Origin of the sequence: Streptomyces sp. BHT-5-2, from assembly GCF_019774615.1 — a bacterium.
Lineage (GTDB): Bacteria > Actinomycetota > Actinomycetes > Streptomycetales > Streptomycetaceae > Streptomyces.
The window spans coordinates 2,763,416-2,779,713 of sequence record NZ_CP081497.1 but is presented as its reverse complement, the minus strand read 5'-3'; the positions used below and the strand labels follow the sequence as shown (position 1 = coordinate 2,779,713).

The window sequence follows — 16,298 nt, the reverse complement described above, 5'->3', positions numbered from 1 at the left end:
CGATCGTATCCGGCCACGCGCCCGGCGGTCGCTCTAATATCCGGGCATGGAACCGGGTCTGAAAACGCATGTCGGCGGCGGTACGGCGACCGTCACGATCAGCAACACGGGCAAGCGCAACGCGATGACCGTCCCGATGTGGCGGGAGCTGCCGCCGCTGCTGGAGCGGCTGGCGGGTGACCGTGCCGTGCGGGCCCTGGTGCTGACCGGCGACGGCGGGACGTTCTGCGCGGGGGCGGACATCGGGTCGCTGCGGGACGGGGCGGACGGTTCACAGGGGCTGGCGGTGGCGGCCGAGGAGGCGCTGGCGGCCTTTCCGCGGCCGACGGTGGCCGCGGTGCGCGGCTACTGCGTGGGCGGCGGCGCGCAGTTGGCGGCCGCCTGCGATCTGCGGTTCGCGGAGGAGGGGGCGCTGTTCGGGGTGACGCCGGCCAAGCTGGGGGTGGCCTATCCGGCGTCCGCGACCCGGCGGCTGGTGCGGCTGGTGGGACTGTCGGCCGCCAAGTACCTGTTGTTCTCGGGTGAGTTGATCGACTGTGCGCGGGCGCTGCGGACCGGGCTGGTGGACGAGGTGGTACCCGAGAGCGAGTTGGACAAGCGGATCGCGGAGTTCGGCGCCGTGCTGGCGAGCCGTTCGCTGCTGACCCAGACCGCGGCCAAGGAGCTGGCCGACGGGACGTGGGACGTGCCGCCCGAGGAGGCGTCGGCGCGCGGGGCGTACTGGGCGGCGCAGGCGCGGGAGAGCGGGGAGACCGCGGAGGGGGCCGCGGCCTTCCTGGAGCGGCGGGCGCCGCGGTTCGGGTGGCCCGAGGGGTGAACGAGGGCCGGTGGGACCACTCTTGACGGGGCATCACTTGGAAATCGTGGCCACTTGAAGCCGTGCCGTCGCTCCCGCCCTGAGTGACGGCACGTCGCTGCTTACCCCGGTCTTCCCCTCGGGCGGCTCGTCACTTCTCCCCGGGGGCCTGATCCCGCCAGCGGTCGCCGGACAGGATGGAGCGGCTGTGGTCCCGCAGGGCGGCGACGACCTCGGCGGGGGCCTTGTCCGGGGCACCGGCGTCGTAGGGCGGCTGCGGGTCGTACTCGATGCCGAGCTGGATCGTCTGGGCGAGGGTGTCGCCGGCGATCCGGCCGGCCAGGGCCAGTCCCATGTCGATGCCGGAGGAGACGCCGGCGGCGGTGACGTACTTGCCGTCGAAGACCACCCGCTCCCCCGTCGGCTCGGCGCCGTAGTGGGGCAGCTGGTCCAGCGCGAGCCAGTGGGAGGTGGCCCGGCGGCCCTTGAGGAGACCGGCCGCGGCGAGGACCAGCGAGCCGGTGCAGACCGAGGTGGTCCAGGTGGTGCCGGCGTCCACGGCACGGAGCCACTCGTGCACCGGGCCGTCCTCCATCAGCGCGGTCTGGCCGGGGCCGCCGGGGACGACGATGACGTCCGGCTCGGTGACGTCGCCCAGCGTGGCGTCCGCGACCGCGCCGAGGGAGCCCTTGTCGGTGCGGTGGACGCCCTTGCGCTCGGCGACGAAGACGACCTCGGCGCCCGGGATCAGGCCGAGGGTCTCGTAGGGGCCGATGGCGTCGAGGGCGGTGAAGCGGTCGTAGAGAAGGACGGCGATCTGCATGGGGGCCTCGTTCCTGGGTTCGTGGTGGGGAGTTCCGTTGCCGGAGTGGTCGGGGTGGCAGTGGTTCAGAGGGGTGTTGCGGGGCGGAAGCGGCGGCGGTACTCGGCCGGGGAGGCGCCGAGGACGCGGAGGAAGGCGCGGCGCATCGCCTCGGAGGTGCCGTAGCCGCAGTGCCGGGAGATCTGCTCGATGCCGTCGGCGGTGTCCTCCAGGCGCCGCCGGGCGGCCTCCAGGCGCACCCGGTCCACGTAGCGGCCGGGTGTCATGCCGGTCTCGTCGCGGAAGGCGCGGGCGAAGTGGCGCGGGGAGAGTCCGGCGCGGCCGGCCAGGGTCTCGACGGAGAGATCGGCGGCCGGGTGCTCGGTGATCCACTGCTGTACGTCGCGCAGCGGGCGGCGCTCCGCGGTCTGCGCGGCGAGCTGGGCGCTGAACTGGGTCTGGTTGCCGGGCCGGCGGAGGAAGACGACGAGGTGGCGGGCGACGGTCAGCGCGAGGTCGCGGCCCAAGTCCTCCTCGACCAGGGCCAGTGCCAGGTCGATGCCGGCGGTGACGCCCGCGGAGGTGGCCACGCTGCCGTCGCGGACGTAGATCGGCTCGGGTTCGACGCGGACGGCGGGGTGGTCGGCGGCGAGGTCGGCGCACAGGCTCCAGTGGGTGGTGGCGCGGCGGCCGTCCAGCAGGCCGGCCGCGGCCAGCAGGAAGGCGCCGCTGCAGACCGAGACCTGGCGGCGGGTGCGCGGGGCGTGCGTGCACAGCCAGTGGACCAGCCGTGGTGTGGGGTTGCGGGTGCCGTCGCCGCCGGGGACGAGGAGGGTGTGCGGGGGTTCGGCGGCGTCCAGCGCGAGGTCGGGGACGAGGGTGAGGCCGCTGGTGGTGCGGACCGGGGCGCCGTCGAGGGCGGCGGTACGGATCCGGTAGGCGCCGGGGACGCCCTGCGCGGCACCGTGGAAGACCTCGATGGGGCCGGTCACGTCGAGGCTCTGCACGCCGTCGTAGAGGACGACCAGCACGTCACGCTGTTCCATGCCGTCCATCCTGGCCAGCGAGGCGGATGGCGGCAATGACGAGTTTCCCACCTTTCCTGCCATGCGCGGATCGGGGCCGGCCTCGGGAGGGGCGGAGGCGGGCCGGCGGTGGCGCCATACCAACGGGTCGGTAGCCTGCTCGCATGACGTCTTCCAGCGCACTGCCCGAACGGGCCGGACGGCACTGCCACAACGCCCTCAACCCCTTCCACTCGGCGCACTACTTCGCCCCGGAGCTCTCCGCCGAGCTGACCGCGGTGGGCGTGGAGAACGGCCGGGCCGGCTACCTCGCCGCCCGGAGCGCGCCGATGGGCGCGGTGGGGCCCGGGACGGTCACCGCCACCTTCTTCTCCTTCAGCCACGAGCTGGTCGCCCGGCACGTCCCGCAGGTGTGGACGGTCGCCGCGCCGCAGGTCGTCCTGGACGCCCGGCTGCGGGCGGTGGACAGCAGCCTGCGCCGGCAGCTCGGCGCGGAGGCGGTCGAGTCACCGGAGATGGCGGAGGCGGCGAAGCTCGCCCTGCGGGCCGCCGAGGGCTGCACCCGGTACTCGCGGCCGCTGTACTCCGCCTACGCCGACCTGCCGGTGCCGGACGCCCCGCACCTCGCCTACTGGCACGCCGCGTCGCTGCTGCGCGAACACCGCGGCGACGGCCATCTGATCGCCCTGATGGCCGCCGAGCTGGACCCGGTGGAGGCCCTGGTCTCGCACACCGCCAGCGGGCGCGGGATGAACTACCACGGCCTCCGGACGACCCGCGGCTGGTCGGACGAGGACCTGACGGCGGCACAGGAGCGGCTGCGCGACCGTGGACTGCTGACCGCCGGGGACGAACTGACCGAGGCCGGCGTGGAGCTGCGCAAGGACCTGGAGCGGACGACGGACCGGCTGGACCGGGCGCCGTACGAGCACCTGGGGGCGGCGGGCGTGGCCCGGCTGACCGAACTGGCGGGCGCGTTCGCCGCCCGCCTGATGGAGTCCGGGGCGTTCCCCGCCGCCCTGTTCGGCAAGGAGTAACGCGCCCGTCCGTCCGGGTCGTCGGGGTGTGGTGCGTCTTCTCACACCCCGGCGTTCCCGGCCGGGCGGTGCGACAGGCCGGGTCACCAACCGGCACAATGCAGGCTCAGGAAAGTCGCTGGAAGGCGGGCAGGATCAACGTGACGGCAGCCACTGAGCCCATCGGGGCCCTCGGGTCCATCGAAGCGCGGATCGCCGACGAGCTCGGCGTCAGGGAGCGGCAGGTGAAGGCCGCGGTCGAACTGCTCGACGGCGGCTCGACCGTCCCGTTCATCGCGCGCTACCGCAAGGAAGCGACCGAGCTGCTCGACGACGCGCAGCTGCGGTCCCTGGAGGAGCGGCTGCGCTATCTGCGGGAGCTGGAGGAGCGGCGGACCGCCGTCCTGGAGTCCGTGCGGTCCCAGGGCAAGCTGGACGCCGCGCTGGAGGCGCAGATCCGCGGTGCCGAGTCCAAGGCCCGGCTGGAGGACATCTACCTGCCGTTCAAGCCGAAGCGGCGCACCAAGGCGCAGATCGCCCGGGAGGCGGGGCTGGAGCCGCTGGCCGACGGGCTGCTCGGCGACCCGTCGGTGGAACCGACCGTGGCGGCCGCGGCGTTCGTGGCCGAGGACAAGGGCGTCGCCGATCCGGCCGCGGCGCTGGAGGGCGCGCGGGCCATCCTCACCGAGCGGTTCAGCGAGGACGCGGACCTGATCGGCGAGCTGCGCGAGCGGATGTGGTCGCGCGGCCGGGTCGCGGCGAAGGTGCGCGCCGGCAAGGAGGAGGAAGGCGCCAAGTTCGCCGACTACTTCGACTTCGCCGAGCCGTTCACCGAACTGCCCTCGCACCGGGTGCTGGCGATGCTGCGCGGTGAGAAGGAGGACGTCCTCGACCTCACCCTGGAACCGGAGGACCCGGCGGAGGCGGGCGAGGGGCCCAGCGCCTACGAGCGGTCCATCGCGCACCGCTTCGAGATCGTCGACCGGGGCCGGCCGGCCGACAAGTGGCTCCAGGACACGGTGCGTTGGGCCTGGCGCACGCGCGTGCAGGTGCACCTCGGGATCGATCTGCGGCTGCGGCTGCGGCAGGCCGCCGAGGACGAGGCGGTCCGGGTCTTCGCCGCGAACCTGCGCGATCTGCTGCTGGCGGCGCCCGCCGGGACGCGCGCCACGATGGGCCTGGACCCCGGTTTCCGTACGGGTGTGAAGGTCGCCGTGGTGGACGCGACCGGCAAGGTGGCGGCGACCGAGACGATCTACCCGCATGTGCCGCAGCAGAAGTGGGACGCGGCGCTGGCCACCCTGGCGCGGCTGGCGCGCGAGCACGGTGTCGAGCTGATCGCGATCGGCAACGGCACCGCCTCCCGGGAGACCGACAAGCTGGCGGCCGAACTGATCGCCGCGCAGCCGGAGTTGAAGCTGACGAAGGTGATGGTGTCCGAGGCCGGCGCCTCGGTGTACTCGGCCTCGGCGTTCGCCTCGCAGGAGCTGCCGGATCTGGACGTGTCGCTGCGCGGCGCGGTGTCCATCGCGCGGCGCCTCCAGGACCCGCTGGCCGAGCTGGTCAAGATCGACCCCAAGTCGATCGGCGTCGGCCAGTACCAGCACGATCTGGCCGAGACCAAGCTGTCGCGCTCGCTGGACGCGGTGGTCGAGGACTGTGTGAACGGCGTCGGTGTGGATGTCAACACCGCGTCCGCGCCGCTGCTCTCCCGGGTCTCCGGCATCAGCTCGGGCCTGGCCGAGAACATCGTCGCGCACCGGGACGGCAACGGCCCGTTCCGCTCGCGCAAGGCCCTCAAGGACGTGCCGCGGCTGGGTCCCAAGGCGTACGAGCAGTGCGCGGGCTTCCTGCGGATCCGGGGCGGCGACGACCCGCTGGACGCCTCCAGCGTGCATCCGGAGGCGTATCCGGTGGTGCGCCGGATCGTGCAGGCGGCGAAGAGCGGGATCGGCGAGCTGATCGGCAACACCGCGGTGCTGCGCGGGCTGCGGCCGGCCGACTTCGTCGACGACTCCTTCGGTCTGCCGACGGTCGGCGACATCCTCCAGGAGTTGGAGAAGCCGGGCCGTGACCCGCGGCCGGAGTTCAGGACCGCGACCTTCAAGGAGGGCGTGGAGAAGATCGGCGACCTGGCGCCGGGAATGCTCCTGGAGGGTGTGGTGACCAATGTCGCCGCCTTCGGGGCGTTCGTGGACGTGGGTGTCCACCAGGACGGGCTGGTGCATGTCTCGGCGATGTCGAAGACCTTCGTCAAGGACCCGCGGGACGTGGTCAAGCCCGGCGACATCGTGCGGGTCAAGGTGCTCGACGTCGACATCCCGCGGAAGCGGATCTCGCTGACCCTGAGGCTGGACGACGAGCCCGGGAAGGCCGCGCCGGCCGGCGGCGGCGAGCGCCGCGGCGGCGGCGGCGAACGCCGTGGCGGTGGTGAACAGCGCGGCGGTGGCGACCGGCGTGGTGGCGGCGGCCGGGGCGGTGCGCCGCGGCAGCGGCAGGGCGGCGGCGAGCGCCGCGGCGGTGGCCGGGACGCCGGGCCGGTCAACGACGCGATGGCGGATGCGCTGCGGCGGGCCGGGCTGCTGGGCGGCAAGGGCGGCCGCTGAGCCTTGGGCGACCTCGACGGGCGGCGGTGGGACGGGAGTCCTGCCGCCGCCCGTCCGTCGTCGGCCGTCGGTGGTCGGCAGTCCGTCGTCGGCCGCGGACCACGTGGCCGCCGCCAACTCGTGTGCCTCGGCGGCGGGTTGAGGCAGCCGAACGAGCACCGCGCCGTGCTGCGCCGCTAATTGTGTGGACGGGTGCCGGGCCGCCCGGTTAGCCTGCGGATCATGTCCAGCCCCGAGTCCTCAAGACGCTAGCCACCGGGCGCCGTCCGGTGGCTGTTCGTCGTTCTCCGCCACCGGACCGCCTTCTCCAGGCAGGTCTTGTCATCGCGGTAGCCGGGGCTGCCGCTTCCTTCACCGGCCGTACCGATGCGCCGTCGGTTCCGTCGACGCCGCCCGTCGGGCATTCCGTGCCGGTCCTTGTGTGGTTGCGGAGACTTCTCTATGCCGTTCGCCCTCTACATGCTCGCGCTCGCGGTGTTCGCGCAGGGCACGTCGGAGTTCATGCTGTCCGGGCTGATCCCGGACATCGCCGCCGATCTCCAGGTGTCCATACCTGCCGCCGGCGCGCTGACCTCGGCGTTCGCGGCCGGGATGATCGTCGGGGCGCCGCTGATGGCGCTGCTGAGCCGGCGCTGGCCGCGGCGGCGCACCCTCCTGGTCCTCCTGGTCGCCTTTCTGCTGGTGCACGTCCTGGGCGCGGTGACCGGCAGCTTCGCGGTGCTGCTGGCGACCCGGGTGGTGGCGGCGCTGGCCAACGCCGGGTTCCTGGCGGTGGCGCTGGCGACGGCGGCCGCGCTGGCCGCGCCGGACGCCAAGGGCCGGGCCACCTCCGTCCTGTTGGGCGGCACGACGCTGGCCTGTATCGCGGGCGTCCCGGCCGGTGCCCTCCTGGGGCAGGAGTGGGGCTGGCGCGCGGCGTTCTGGGCGGTGGCCGCGGTGTCGGTGCCTGCCGTGGTCGCCATCGTGGTGTCGGTGCCGGACGGTCCGGCCGGGTCCGGCGCGGCCGCGGCCGGGGCGGGTGCGCGCGGTGAACTGCGGGCGCTGCGCCGTCCGCGGCTGCTGGTGACGCTGCTGCTGGGGGCGCTGGTCAACGGCGCCACGTTCTGCACCTTCACCTATCTCGCGCCGCTGGTCACCGGCGTCACCGGCTTCGGTTCCGGTGGGGTGCCGGTGGTGCTGGCGCTGTTCGGGCTGGGCTCGTTCGCGGGTGTCACGGCCGGTGGGCGGCTGGCCGACCGGCGGCCCCGGGCGGTGCTCGCCGTCGGGGGCGTGGCGCTGCTCGCGGGCTGGGCGGTGTTCGCGCTGACGGCCCAGAACGCGGTGGCCGCCGTCGTGCTGGTCCTCGTCCAGGGGACGCTGTCGTTCGCGGTCGGCTCGACCCTGATCGCGCAGGTGCTCTACGCGGCGGTCGAAGCGCCCACGCTGGGTGGGGGTTTCGCGACCGCCGCGCTCAACGTGGGCGCCGCGACCGGGCCTTGGTGGGGCGGTGTCGCCCTCGCCGCGGGCTTCGGCTACCGCGCACCGCCGTGGGTCAGCGCCCTGCTGGTGGCCGTGGCGCTGGCGCTCGGCGGGGCGGCGGAGGGCCTACGGCTGCGGCGGCACCGGCGGGTGGCCGGTGGTCACCGGGCGGCCGCGTAGCCGCGCAGTCGCTCCAGTTCGGCGGCGACGTCGGTGAGCGTGGCGCAGTCCGGGACCGGCAGCAGTTCCGGCGGCGGGGTGCCGGGCGGGCGGCGGGGATCCGCAAGGACGTCGGCCATCGCCAGGAGCGCCCGGCAGAGCCGTTCGGCCTCCTCCGGGCCGGGGCGGTGGGCGCCGCGCTCCAGGCGGACGGCGCAGGCGGTGGCGGCGTCGACGATGCGTTCCACGGCGGCGACCACGGTCGGCCAGTCGGTTCCGGGGTCGCGGCCGGGGCGGAACTCCGCGGCGGCGGTCTCCGCGGCGGCCCGGGCCCGGGCCAGCGTCCGGTAGGCGTCCCGGCGGAGCGCGAGCCGGCGGGCGGCGACGGCACCGGTTCCGGCTGTGGCTGCGGCCGGGTCGGCGGCGGGCCGGGGCGTGAGGACGTGGCGCAGAAAGCGCTCGGTGCTGCGCAGTGCCTCGGTGACCCGCGGGCCGACCCGGCGGCGCGGGTCGGCCAGCCGCGGAAGATGCCCGACGACGAGCACGATCGCGCAGGCGAGGGAGGTGTCGACGAGCCGTTCGCCGGCGGCCTCGGGGGCGCCTCCGACGTAGACGAAGGACAGCACCATCACGGTGATCGCGCCGGTCTGGAGGGCGAAGTGCCGGATCGCGAACGGCAGCAGCGCGCCGCCCGCACCGGCGGCCACCGCGGGCCACCAGCTCCCGGGCAGCAGCGCCGCGGCCCCCGCGAAGACCAGGACGCCGACCGCGGTGCCCGCGAAGCGGTTGACCGTACGGGAGAACAGCGGGCCCAGGTCCGGCTTGACGAGGAAGGTGACGGTCGCCGGGAGCCAGTACCAGTGGTCGGCGCGCAGCAGCAGGGCGACCGCCGCGCTGGCGCCGATGCAGAGGGCGACCCGCAGTCCGTAGTCCCGGGCGTCCGGGCCGAGCGCTCCGCGGGTCCCGGTCGCCCGTGCGGGCGGGGTGGGCTCGCCGGTCGCCGGCGGGGGCAGTGGCCGTTCGCGGGCGAAGGCGACCGCGGCGTCCAGCAGGGCGTGGTCGAAGGCGCTGCGGGCGGCGGAGCTGTTCTCCGGGGCGGAGAGCCGGCCCGGCGGGCGTCCGGTGCGCAGCGCCGCGGCGAACCGGCGGGGGCTCGCGGCGACCCGCGGCGGCAGTGGCCGGGCCTCCCACAGGAGGGCGACGCTGGCCTCGCAGAGCGCGGTGGCCGCGGCGAACCGCTCGGCGAGCAGCAGCTCCTCCGGTCGGGCCGGGCGGCGCAGCAGGCGGCTGGTGAGCCGGCGCAGCCGCAGTGCCTCGTCGGCGCGGTCCAGGGCGGCGGTGAGTCGGCGCCGGGCGGGCTCGGCGCCCGGCCCGCCGACCGCCGCCAGGGCGTCGGCGAGCGCGTCGAAGACCGTGGCGACGGTGGCCCGCTCCCCGCTGAGCGGGCCGCCCGCCGGGCGCGGGTACCGCAGTGCGAGCCGCAGCAGGAGCAGCCAGAGGCATCCGGCGAGGACGTAGAGGGCCTTGGCCCAGGGGGTGCCGGGCAGCGGCATGCCCGCGCCGAGGACGGTGGCGGCCAGCATCTGCATCCCGGCGGTGGAGCGCACCGGGCCGGCCACGCTGCCGGCGCCGGAGACGAAGCCGACCGCGCAGAGCGCCGGCACCGTCCACCAGCCCGCGTCGGCGGTCCGCAGGGCGGCGCCGACCAGCATCCCGAACGCGGCGGCCAGCGCCGGCAGGCCGATGTGGACGATGCCGGTGCGTCGGGTGCCGGGGCGGTCGTTGACGCCGGCCAGCATCGAGCCGAGGGCGGTCAGCACGCCGGCGGCCGGGCGGCCGGCGGCGATCCCCGCGGCCAGCAGCGGTCCCGCGCACAGCGCGCCGCGGGCCACGGCGGCCCAGGGCACGGGCAGCCGCTGCCAGCGGAAGGGGTGGGCGAGCCAGGCGGGCACGGCGCGCCGGTGGCGGGGCATGGGTCTCCTCGGCGATGGACAGCGGCCGGAATACGGGGCGCGCGGCCGCGGGGTCGCGCGGGCGGATCCGAGGGGCGTCATCGGCCGACGGTGCCGGGGCCCGGACGGTGGCGCGGCACGGGCCGGTCCACCGGGGCACTACCAGCCTAAGGTCCGGTGCTGTCCGGCCCGCTGCCGGAGGGTTACGTGCGGATCACAGGTGGAGAAGATCACAGGCGGACATCGGACCCGGGACCAGGGGAGGCTGCGGAGATGACGGACGAGCGGTCGGGGGAAACGGGCGGGCCGGCGACGCCGGACGGAGCGGCCGCGGAGTCGTCGCCGCCGGAGATATGCGTGGTCGGCGGCGGGGTGATCGGGCTGACCTCGGCGGTGGTGCTCGCGGAGGCCGGGTACGGGGTGCGGGTGGTCGCGCGGGACGCCGCCGGTGCGACGACCTCGGCGGTCGCCGGCGGCCTGTGCTGGCCGTATCGGGTCCGGCCGTACGACGAGGCGGTCCGGTGGTCGCTGCGTTCCCTGGAGGTGCTCACCGCCCTCGCCGGGCGGCCGGCGGAGACCGGGGCGCGGCTGGTGGCGGGCACCATGGCGGACGGGCCGGGGGCGGTCGACGGTGACGGGCTGCCCGCCGACGGGCTCGGTGCCTGGTACGCGGCGGTCCCGGGGCTGCGGCGGGCCCGTGCCGGGGAGCTGCCGCCGGGCTGCGCCGGGGGCTGGCGAGCGCGCACGCCGCTGGTGGAGATGCCGGTGCAGCTGCGCTATCTACAGCGGCGGCTGGTCGCGGCCGGCGGGACGGTGGTGGCGCGCCCGGTGGCGTCGCTGGCGGAGGCGGCGGACGGTGTCCGGGCGGTGGTGAACTGTTCCGGACTCGGCGCCCGTGAGCTGGTCCCCGATCCCACGGTCCATCCCGTGCAGGGGCAGTTGGTGATCGTCGAGAATCCGGGCGTCGAGGAGTGGTTCACCGCGGCCGACGGGGACTCGGCGGACACCACTTACGTCCTGCCGCAGCCGTTCGGGCTGGTGCTGGGCGGGACGGCGCGGGACGGGGCCTGGTCGCGGGAGCCCGATCCGGCGGTGGCGGAGGCGATCGTGGCGCGCTGTGCCCGGTTCTTCCCCGAGGTGGCGCGGGCCCGTGTGCTGGCGCACCGGGTGGGCCTGCGTCCGGCCCGCCCGGCGGTGCGGCTCGCGGCGGAGCGCCTGCCGGACGGGACGGTCTGCGTGCACAACTACGGTCACGGGGGCGCAGGGGTGACCGTCTCCTGGGGCTGCGCCGACGAGGTCCTGCGGCTGGTGCGGGACGGGCTCGCGGCGTCCTGATCGCCTCGGGGGGCGCGGTGGCGGCGGGCCTCGGCGGCCTGGTCGTTCACCCGTCGTCCCGCCCGTCCACCGGGGTGCCGGCCACGACGGGATGGTCGGCCCGCGGGTCCAGCAGCAGCGGGACCAGGGCACGCAGCGGCTGGCGGAGCGGGACGGTGGCGCCGCCGTCGAGGTCCCGCCGCCAGTGCACGCCGTGCGCCGCCAGTACGGCCTCGGCCCGGGCGAAACGTGCCGGGTCGAGGCGGTAGGCGCGCGGTGGACGCGTCAGGATCCGGTCGGCGGTGGGGGGTTCGTTGTCGGCGCCGCCGAGGTAGACGGGGCCGCGGTCGGCCAGGCCGGCCGTGCGGGCCGCCGCGGTGGCCGCCGCGATGCGTCCGCGGTGCCGTACGAGGAAGCCGAACAGCCCTTTGAGGGCGGAGCGTTGGGAGGTCACCCGGCGGCGGTCGTTCCGTGCCGGGTCGGCCTTCTCGGCGGCGGTGAGGGGGCCGACGCGGGTTTCCACGAGCAGCCCGACGGAGCCCTTGATGCCGGCGGTGTTGCGCAGGATGCGCTCCTGGCCGTCGCCCGCGACCTGTTTGACCGGGGAGCCGGTGACGGGGTCGGTCCAGATGCCGTAGACGCCGGTGCTGAAGCCGGCCGCCCGGGCGGCGGGGGCGACGAACTCCTCGGACAGGGCGGCCGCTTCGCGGTGGACGGGGGCCGCGGTGTTGAGGTTGCGCGGCCACAGGGAGAGCAGGTCCTTGGTGTAGTACGGCGCCTTGGGGGTGTATTCGTGCAGGTCGTAGACGGTGTCGGGGCGGTGGTCGCGGAGCACCGCGGCGATCGCGCGGGCCTCGGGGGTGGTCAGCGCCACATGGTCGCGGTTGATGTCGGTGCCGTCGGAGTTGCCGCGGGTGCCGGCGGCCCGGCCGTCGGGGTTGGCGGTGGGCACGACGAGGACGCCGGTGTGCGCCAGGAGGTTCCGGGTGGCCGGGTCCCTGGCGTAGGCGAGGTCGCGGACGGTGGTCAGGCACGCCTCGCGGCCGGCGGGTTCGTCGCCGTGCTGGGAGCAGACCAGCAGCACGGAGTCGGTGCGCCGGCCGTCGGCGGGGTGCCGGAGGGCGGGGGTGCCGAGGCTGACGAGGCGGAGCGGGCGGCCCTGTGCGGTGGTGCCGATCCGGTCGACGCGGACCGGGGTCCCGGCTCCCGGGGCCCGGGTGAGGGCCGCGAGGAACGCCGTCTCCTCGGCCTCGCTGGTCCATCGGGCGCCGTGGCTGGTCTCGAATCCCGTACGGGGAAGGTGGGTCGGGGTGGCCCGGGCGGGCGGGAAGGGGTTGAACGCGGCGGTGAGGGCTGCGGCAAGGGCGGCGAGCGCGAGGCCGCGGGAGCGGAGTGAGCCGAGGGGTGCCACGTGATGCCTCCGGGGTCGGCAGCGGGGTGGGGGCCGCCCCGTGCCCGCGGGGCGGCCCTGGTCGGTCACTTCCGGTCAGTCTCCGTACGGCAGCCGGCTGGGGGCCGGCGGCGGGGCGATGCCCTTGAGGGTGGTCCCGGTCGGGCTCGGGGCCGCCGGGGTGCCCGCGGTGGCCCGGGCGAGGGCCGGGGCGCCGCCGGTCACCGGCAGCCGGGCCGTGGTGCGGGCCAGGTCGAGGGTGAGGGTGGGGCGGGAGGCGGGCGGGTCGATCAGATGGGCGTCGGTGCCGGCCACGATGAGCGCGAGCCGGTGCCCGGCGGGGACGATGTGGTCGCTCGCGGCGAGTTGCAGGGTGAGGGTGTAGGGCTTGCCGGGGGTGAGCGGGTGTCCGTGCTGCGGGTCGGTGGCGTGGCCGAGGTCGGCCCAGCCGCGGCTGAAGACGGTGAAGCCGACCTTGGTGGTGTCGGCCGCGGTGTCCTTGAAGCAGCCGGTGTCGCCGCGGGTGCCGGCGCCCCAACAGCTGCTGGTGCCGCGGGTGACGATGCCCTCGCCGTCGCCGGCGTAGTTGCGGATGGTGTCCGGGCCGAGGTCGACGAGGACGGCGGAGAGGTGGGCGCTGGTGGTGCTGGGGGTGGCGGTGACGGTCACCGTGCCGGCGCCGGAGAGCCGCAGCGGTGCGGTCAGCGGGCCGGTGGTGAAGCCTGTCTTGGCCGGGGTCGGGCGGTCGACGGCGGCGGCCCAGTCGGACTCGTCGAGCGCCGGGTCGTCGGTGAACGCCGCCTTCTGTCCGGCCGGGGTGGGGCGGGTGCCCAGGGTGCCGACGCCGGCCTGGCTGCCGGTGCGCGGGTGGAGCGGGACCGTGGCGGTGCCCTTCGCGGGCCAGCGGGCGTCGGTGGTCCAGGTGTCGGGGGCGCGCTCGATGTCGGCCATGGGTGCCCGGTCGATGCCGTTGTCGTAGCCCATCAGGTAGTGGTCGAACCACTGGTGGAGGGTGTGCACCCAGTCGGCGCGGCGGTAGTCGAAGGGGTCGACGTGGCCGGTCTGGGAGAGCCAGATCTTGCGCTGGACGCCGTGCCGGGCGAGCGCGTCCCACCACTGTCCGAAGTGCTTGGTGCGGACGTTGAGGTCCTGCATGCCGTGGACGAGGAAGACGCTGGCGCGGACCTTGGCGGCGGCGCGGACGTAGTCCCGTTCGGTCCACAGGCCGGTCCAGTCGCCGTTGCGCGGGGCGCCCGCCTTGAGCTTGCGCTGGACGGCGGCGCAGTTCTTGTGTGCGCCGGGGCTCTCGACGGCGGCCGCCAGCTCGTCGGGGCCGCCGTCGTAGAGCGGGGCGCCCTGGGCGAAGTAGTAGTCGTACCAGGAGGTGATGCCGGCGATCGGCACGATGGTCTTCAGGCCGGGGACGCCGGTGGCGGCGACACCGTTGGCGATGGTGCCGTCCCAACTCTTGCCGATCATCCCGGTTTTGCCGTTGGACCAGTCGGCGGTGACGGCTCTGCCGCCGCCGCGGGCGGTGTAGCCGCGGGCCCGGCCGTTGAGCCAGTCGACGACGGCTTTGGCGGACTGGACGTCCGAGCGTCCGCCGGTGTCGATGCAGCCGTCGGAGCGATTGGTTCCGGCCAGGTCGACGAGGACGGTCGCATAGCCGCGGGGCACGAAGTAGTTGTCGTAGAAGAGCGGGAACTGGACCGGGCGGCCGTGGGCGTCGTAGGTCTTCTTCTGACTCTCGTTTCCGCGGCCGCAGCAGGAGTAGTAGGGGCTGGCGTCCATGATCACGGGTATCCGGTGGCCCTGCCGGGCGGGTTCGGAGGGCCGGATGATGTCGACGGCGACCCGGTCGGTGCGGCCGTCGCCGTCGCCGTCGAGGCCGGTGTCCACCCAGACCGTCTCGCGGATGGCGTGGGCGTAGGAGTAGACGGGTTTGCTCTCCCGGGGGGCGGGGGTCGCGCTCGCCGCGCCGGGTGCGGCGAGCAGCGCGAGGAGCACGAGCACGGCCGCGCCGACCAGCGTTTTCCATGGGGTGTGGGGAGGTCCCATACGTATTGTCACGGGCGGACGGTAGCGCGGGTCAACTCCCGTGCAGAAGGGGGCGGTCCGGGACACATGTCGGCGAGATGTCGGTCATGTGTCGGATGTGGCCATGGACATGACGTGGTGACCGATGCGTACATAGGGTCCGTAGGAGATCGACCTCCCCTACGAGTTGGAGGACTCGTGCGTCACAGACTCCTGGTCCCGGGCGCGGCCGCGCTCAGCCTGCTGCTGGCGATCCCGGCATCAGCAGCGGACTTCACGCCCGGCGCCCCGGGTGCGGGCGACAGCTACTACCCCTACAGCGGCAACGGCGGGTACCGCGTCTCCCACTATGATCTGCGGCTCAAGTACCAGCCGAAGACCGACCTGTTGGAGGGCACGGCGACCCTGCTCGCCCGGACCACACAGAACCTCTCGCGCTTCAATCTGGACTTCGGGCTGAAGGTCGGTGAGATCCGGGTCAACGGCAAGAAGGCCGCCTTCGCCACCTCCGGGGAGCATGAGCTGGAGGTCACTCCGGCCACGCCGCTGGAGAAGGGCAAGGACATCAGCGTGGTGGTCCGCTACGCGGGCAAGCCCTCCGAGCTGAAGATCGACGGCTTCACCGCCTGGGCCCGGACGCCGGACGGCGGGGTGGTGGCGCAGGAGCCGGATTCGGCGGTGTGGTGGTTCCCCAGCAACGACCACCCCTCCGACAAGGCGACGTACGACATCTCCGTCGCCGTCCCGGACGGCACCCAGGCGCTCAGCAACGGCGTGCTGGCCTCGAAGACCTCCAAGCTCGGCTGGACGCGCTACAACTGGCGCTCGGACAAACCGCAGGCGACGTATCTGACGACGCTGGCGATCGGCAAGTTCGACATCACCACCGACACCACCGCGGACGGCGTACCGGTGATCAACGCGGTCAGCCCGGACCTGGGCCCGAACCTCGGGTCGGCGCGGGCGAGCATCGAGCGCACCACCGAGGTCACCGAGTGGCTGGAGAGCGTCTTCGGCCCGTATCCGTTCAACTCGGTCGGCGGCTATGTCCCCAACGTCCCGGCGCACTACGCGCTGGAGACCCAGACCCGGCCGTTCTACGGCAAGCAGGCCTTCGACAAGGGCACCAACGTCTCGGTCGTGGTGCACGAGCTGGCCCACCAGTGGTACGGCGACAGCGTGTCGCTGAAGGACTGGAAGGACATCTGGCTCAACGAGGGCTTCGCCGCGTACAGCCAGTGGCTGTGGTCGGAGAAGGAGGGCGAGGGCACCGCGCAGCAGTTGGCGGACTACGTCTACGCCCAGCACCCGGCGGGCGACCCGTTCTGGACGGTGAAGCCGGGCGACCCGGGCGCGGACAAGCAGTTCGACTCGGCGGTCTACGACCGCGGTGCGCTGGCCCTCCAGGCGCTGCGGAACAAGGTCGGCGACAAGGTGTTCTTCGACATCCTCAAGTCCTGGCCGACGGAGCACCGGTACGGCAACGCCGCGATCGGGGACTTCGTGAAGTTCGCCGAGAAGAAGTCCGGGCAGCCGCTGGCCGACTTCTTCGACACCTGGCTGTACCAGCCGAGCAGGCCGGCCGCCGGGGCGGGCGCGCGGGCGTTCGCCGCGCCGCGCGGCCCGGTCGCCGCGCCGAAGTCGTGGAAGCAGATCGCGGCCACCCACGACGTGCACGAGGTGCACGGCGGTCGCTGACCGGGAGCGGCGGGCGGGGACCGGGCACGCCCGGCTCCGCCCGCC

11 protein-coding genes are annotated in these 16,298 nt (G+C 74.7%); 6 read left to right on the top strand and 5 right to left on the bottom strand.

Features of this window, described 5'->3' with window-relative positions; genetic code table 11:
- Positions 1–46 precede the first annotated feature (46 nt).
- Positions 47–817, top strand: a complete 771-nt coding sequence (locus K2224_RS39985) for an enoyl-CoA hydratase/isomerase family protein (RefSeq protein WP_221911971.1) — start codon at positions 47–49, stop codon at positions 815–817.
- 130 nt (positions 818–947) lie between these two features.
- On the opposite strand, the gene K2224_RS39980 is transcribed toward K2224_RS39985, so the two are convergent.
- Positions 948–1,619: a DJ-1/PfpI family protein gene (locus K2224_RS39980; RefSeq protein ID WP_221911970.1), complete on the bottom strand. Its 672-nt coding sequence runs from the start codon at positions 1,617–1,619 to the stop codon at positions 948–950.
- 65 nt (positions 1,620–1,684) lie between these two features.
- Positions 1,685–2,644, bottom strand: coding sequence for a GlxA family transcriptional regulator (locus K2224_RS39975; RefSeq protein WP_221911969.1), 960 nt, complete (start codon positions 2,642–2,644; stop codon positions 1,685–1,687).
- Positions 2,645–2,787: 143 nt separating this feature from the next.
- On the opposite strand from K2224_RS39975, the gene K2224_RS39970 reads away from it, so the two are divergent.
- The 3 genes from K2224_RS39970 to K2224_RS39960 all read left to right on the top strand — a co-directional run bounded on the left by K2224_RS39970 (position 2,788) and on the right by K2224_RS39960 (position 7,883).
- Complete coding sequence (locus K2224_RS39970) at positions 2,788–3,660, top strand: SCO6745 family protein (RefSeq protein WP_221911968.1); 873 nt, start codon at positions 2,788–2,790, stop codon at positions 3,658–3,660.
- A gap of 140 nt (positions 3,661–3,800) precedes the next feature.
- Positions 3,801–6,245, top strand: a complete 2,445-nt coding sequence (locus K2224_RS39965) for a Tex family protein (protein ID WP_221911967.1) — start codon at positions 3,801–3,803, stop codon at positions 6,243–6,245.
- Between the two features lie 441 nt (positions 6,246–6,686).
- A complete protein-coding gene (locus K2224_RS39960) occupies positions 6,687–7,883 on the top strand; it encodes a Cmx/CmrA family chloramphenicol efflux MFS transporter (RefSeq protein ID WP_221911966.1) in 1,197 nt (398 codons plus the stop codon).
- On the opposite strand, the gene K2224_RS39955 is transcribed toward K2224_RS39960, so the two are convergent.
- A complete protein-coding gene (locus tag K2224_RS39955; protein WP_221911965.1) occupies positions 7,865–9,835 on the bottom strand; it encodes an FUSC family protein in 1,971 nt (656 codons plus the stop codon). The two genes, K2224_RS39960 and K2224_RS39955, sit on opposite strands and share 19 nt — an antisense overlap.
- Positions 9,836–10,171: 336 nt before the next feature.
- Here K2224_RS39955 and K2224_RS39950 point away from each other — a divergent pair, with 336 nt between their 5' ends.
- The gene (locus K2224_RS39950) at positions 10,172–11,149 is read left to right on the top strand and encodes an FAD-dependent oxidoreductase (RefSeq protein ID WP_221912305.1); all 978 of its coding nucleotides are present in this window, start codon (positions 10,172–10,174) and stop codon (positions 11,147–11,149) included.
- 46 nt (positions 11,150–11,195) lie between these two features.
- On the opposite strand, the gene K2224_RS39945 is transcribed toward K2224_RS39950, so the two are convergent.
- Together K2224_RS39945 and K2224_RS39940 are read right to left on the bottom strand one after the other, a co-directional pair.
- Entirely contained in the window at positions 11,196–12,539 is a 1,344-nt protein-coding gene (locus K2224_RS39945; protein ID WP_221911964.1) for a M14 family metallocarboxypeptidase, read from the bottom strand.
- A gap of 75 nt (positions 12,540–12,614) precedes the next feature.
- Positions 12,615–14,576 carry a Xaa-Pro dipeptidyl-peptidase gene (locus K2224_RS39940; RefSeq protein ID WP_221912303.1) on the bottom strand — a complete coding sequence of 654 codons (1,962 nt, stop codon included), beginning with the start codon at positions 14,574–14,576 and terminating at the stop codon, positions 12,615–12,617.
- Between the two features lie 177 nt (positions 14,577–14,753).
- Between K2224_RS39940 and K2224_RS39935 the strand changes: the two genes are divergently transcribed.
- The gene (locus tag K2224_RS39935) at positions 14,754–16,253 is read left to right on the top strand and encodes a M1 family metallopeptidase (protein ID WP_221911963.1); all 1,500 of its coding nucleotides are present in this window, start codon (positions 14,754–14,756) and stop codon (positions 16,251–16,253) included.
- The last annotated feature ends 45 nt before the right edge of the window (positions 16,254–16,298 follow it).